At 47.7% G+C, this 3,638-nt stretch carries 5 protein-coding genes; 2 read left to right on the top strand and 3 right to left on the bottom strand.

All coding sequences use genetic code 11. The features are described 5' to 3' along the window. Positions 1 to 224 precede the first annotated feature (224 nt). From OXG10_05350 to OXG10_05340, 3 genes are all read right to left on the bottom strand, one after another. On the bottom strand, positions 225 to 401 hold the full coding sequence (locus OXG10_05350) for a hypothetical protein (protein MCY3826789.1): 177 nt from the start codon (positions 399 to 401) through the stop codon (positions 225 to 227). 115 nt (positions 402 to 516) lie between these two features. After that, positions 517 to 1,383: a zinc metalloprotease HtpX gene (gene htpX, locus OXG10_05345; protein ID MCY3826788.1), complete on the bottom strand. Its 867-nt coding sequence runs from the start codon at positions 1,381 to 1,383 to the stop codon at positions 517 to 519. Between the two features lie 106 nt (positions 1,384 to 1,489). Continuing rightward, positions 1,490 to 2,593: a type I restriction enzyme HsdR N-terminal domain-containing protein gene (locus tag OXG10_05340; protein ID MCY3826787.1), complete on the bottom strand. Its 1,104-nt coding sequence runs from the start codon at positions 2,591 to 2,593 to the stop codon at positions 1,490 to 1,492. Between the two features lie 110 nt (positions 2,594 to 2,703). Here OXG10_05340 and OXG10_05335 point away from each other — a divergent pair, with 110 nt between their 5' ends. Together OXG10_05335 and OXG10_05330 are read left to right on the top strand one after the other, a co-directional pair. Further along, positions 2,704 to 2,946, top strand: coding sequence for an Arc family DNA-binding protein (locus OXG10_05335; protein ID MCY3826786.1), 243 nt, complete (start codon positions 2,704 to 2,706; stop codon positions 2,944 to 2,946). A 10-nt stretch (positions 2,947 to 2,956) separates the two neighbouring features. Then, positions 2,957 to 3,550 carry a hypothetical protein gene (locus tag OXG10_05330; GenBank protein ID MCY3826785.1) on the top strand — a complete coding sequence of 198 codons (594 nt, stop codon included), beginning with the start codon at positions 2,957 to 2,959 and terminating at the stop codon, positions 3,548 to 3,550. The last annotated feature ends 88 nt before the right edge of the window (positions 3,551 to 3,638 follow it).

The raw sequence follows: 3,638 nt of genomic DNA, 5'->3' as shown, positions 1-3,638 counted from the left end.
GGAAATGGGAAGTTGTCCGCAATCTTGAGCCGCAAACCAATTTTTAGAAGTGCCCAATAGCCATTCTATTGTCGCATATATGATGATTGTCGCGCTATATATCCGTTCCGACTGAATCCGAACACAAGTGTGCTAATGTCCCGGTTCAGAAGCCAAGTAACTGCCTGATTATAAACGCAGAACAGGAAATAATTGGGTGCCGGGCTTGAAAGCCGGATCAATGCCTAAACGTCATCAAGCAAGGAAGCCAGTTTCTCTGATGTCAAGCCACGTTCTTTTGCCTGCTTGCGCATTCTACGCATACTCTCGATCACCTGTTTAGCGGCGGCTTTATGATCAGGCCGAATAACAATCTCAACCTGCTCGTCGGCATTCACACCAGCTTGCTTCGCCCATTGCACAGGCATCTCCGAACCCTTAACAGTAAGCTTAAGAGGAGATATTGTACTCCGCTTAGTTCCCATGAGAATATCTCAGCACATTAATAATTTCGGGCTACCTTGCAGGTAAAATTCCTCAAGTCTGGACAGGGCCCCCGACCATGGCTTCAAGCCTTGCGACTCTTTCTTCGGTTGGAGGATGCGTGCTGAAAAGCTTCGCGAAACCTCCCCCGATCATCGGGCTCACTATCATCATGTGCGCCGTGCTCTCGGCCGCCTGCTCGCTTACCTGAAGGGGGACTCTAGACGCTCCCGCCTGAAGTTTTCTAAGCGCGTCAGCAAGGGAAAGCGGGTTTCCGCATATCTCGGCCCCGGTCTTGTCCGCTCCGAACTCTCTTGTTCTCGATATAGCCATCCTCACGATCATAGCCGCCATCGGGGCGATAATGGCCATGGCCAGAAGTCCCAGCATGCCGCCGCCTCTTCTGTCTCCTCCCCCTCCTCCGAAAATGGCCGCGAACTGCGCCATGTAGGCAAGGTAGCTGATAGCGCCGGCAATTGTCGCCGCCACGGAACCGATCAGGATGTCTCTGTTTCTTATATGGGCAAGCTCATGAGCGATTACGCCTTTAAGTTCGTTTCTGTTCAAAAGACGCATGATTCCCTGAGTGACCGCTACGGCCGAGTGGTTGGGGTCCCTGCCCGTGGCAAAGGCATTCGGGGCCTGTTCGGGGATTATGTAGACCCGGGGCATTGGAAGTCCCGCTATCTGGGCAAGTTCTTCTACATCGGAGTAGAGATCAGGCGCGTTGTCCCTTCCGACCTCGCTTGCTTTGTACATCCTGAGAACGATCTTGTCGCTCCACCAGTAGCTCACGAAATTCATAACTCCCGCGAGCACGAGCGCAACCATGGCACCGCCCTTGCCGCCGATCATACCCCCCACCCAGACCAGAATGGCAGAGAGAAAGGCAAGCAGAAAAAGACTTTTAAGAGTGTTCATTTTTTATGAATGCCTCCGAAATATTTTTCAAGCCCAAAGAAAAACAATGGCTTTCCCTATACAAAAAATATAATAATACCGTCGGCGGTAAATTCAACGGAAAGGATTAATTCCTTGATGGGAAAGTGATTTTCAGTCCGCTCGGTTTTCCGAAAGGAATACCTGCGATTTTGCAAGCTTTTCGCAAAATTCTGATCTTCTCGTCAGTTGACGAATGCGTATTTAAAAACCAACCTCCTGGAAGTTTTCTCGCCCTATCTCTATCCCACGTGTGTCTTCCCAAACCCTCTCGATTTCGAGACAACCATTTTCTTCTTCCTCCGACCGGAAGGCTCGACGCAAGGCGAGAGAGAAAATCTTTATCTCTCACGGCCAGAATCCCCATGATTTTTGCGAACGCATCTGCCATGCTCTTTTCCGTGTATCCCTCATCCAGAAAAATAAAACTGGTTTCCCTATCAGACTTTTTCTTGAGTTTTTCAGGTTCAGATTCTTGCTGCTTCTTGTGAGAAAAAAGTTCGGGTTCTTGTCCAGGGGCTTTTAGGTTCCTAAGAAACTTTTCCACATCCGATCTGGCCGGAGGGTATTCTGAAAACTGTGATGTCTCCTCAATCAACAAGTTAACAAGCCTGTCAGAATTCGCCTTAAGTAGATTTTCCCAAGCGACGGGAATTTGCTTTTTCGCCATATCTTTTGTAATTCGCTTATCGCGATCATCCTCGGCGTTCCTTCTGGCCTGCTCAGAACGTGTATTATCAAATGACAAATAACGATCAAGCCCTTTAGCTATTTCCTCAGGACCGTGCTTGGTAAAATCAAAAGTGCGGACAAGCTTTTCTTGGAATTCTCCGCCGCCAATCGAGAGGTAAATCATCCATTGCTTTCCGTCAGTAAGGACGGCTATAGGAGCACCCGCTCTGTACGCGTACTCAAAAAGCTGACGGTCAGCATTTGCTAAATTGCCTAACGCCTTGACCTCAATTATGCATCGCGGAGTGCTGCTATTCTCGGAGATCATGAGACCATAATCTACTTTTAGATTGCCAAGCGAATATTCTGTACGTATATACAAGGGGTTTCGCGGCCAGCCCAAGTGTCCAAGAACCGGCGAAACAATCATTTCGCGGACATCTGTCTCGGTCTGAAAGATATTGCGGACTAGTTGGTCCCGCACGGAGCGTATAAATTCTAGAAAATCGGAAGATATCATAGTTGCAAAATTCTAACAGTTGCATGCGGTTCAAGCAACGATCTGGATTTATTATAATCGTGGTTTAAAGTATCAAGGGGCGAGAGGTTTAAGCAACAGATGGTGAGATTATGGCAAGCATTACAATTCGCAATCTCGATAATGGAGTGAAAACGCAATTGCGCAAAAGAGCAGCAGGGCATGGGTGTTCTGTAGAGGAAGAGGTCTGCGCCATTCTGCATGAGGCAGTTAAACAGGAGAACCCTCCAACAAACCTCTTAGCTGCTATACGCGCTCGATTTGCTCCTTTGGGCGGCGTAGAGCTGGAGTTGCCCGCTCGCAAATCTTTGCTGGAACCACCCCGGTTCGAGTGAGGCTGACGAGATGGTTGTTCTCGACACCAATGCCGGCAAGGCGGTTAATTATCTGAAAGGAGAGGCCGATGACGAACTCACTGGACATCCAATGCCAGACAAAATTTTTCAAGATATCGTAGATCAAATAGAAAATTTCTATCAGGAACATGGCTATGAACTCGGCTGGAGGTTTCTGACCTGCTCGAAAACCGTATTAAAAAGCAACCCTAAGATAGCCTTTATTACACTGAATCCAGGCGGGAGTAGAATACGCCACGACCACCCTCCCCCCAGTTGCGAGGAAGGCAGCCCCTACTTAGATGAAAGCTGGGGCGGCAAGAAGCCAGGGGAGAGCAAGCTACAAATACAAATTCAAAAAATGTTCGGGAAGATCCACGAAAAAGTAAATTATCCCGGCAGCGAACATGAACTTATAGAATCCACTTTATCCGGACACTTTGTACCTTTCAGATCTCCAAATCTAGAGAACCTAGAAAACAAGAAAGAGGCATTCGATTTTGGAGAGAGGATATGGTCGGAAATACTCACATCTGTTCAGCCGAGGCTGTTTGTGTGTATTAATCTGAACTTCCACCCTGAACAAGCCGATTTTGCGTCGTAACCCACTGTAGACAAATGGTTTTTGGGTATAACTCTGAATTTGTTTGTCCCCATGTATTGAAGAATATATTTTTCTTCTACTCTCTTGA

It is taken from the genome of Candidatus Dadabacteria bacterium (genome assembly GCA_026706695.1).
Classification (GTDB): Bacteria; Desulfobacterota_D; UBA1144; order Nemesobacterales; family Nemesobacteraceae; genus Nemesobacter.
This window is presented reverse-complemented; position numbering and strand designations above follow the sequence as displayed.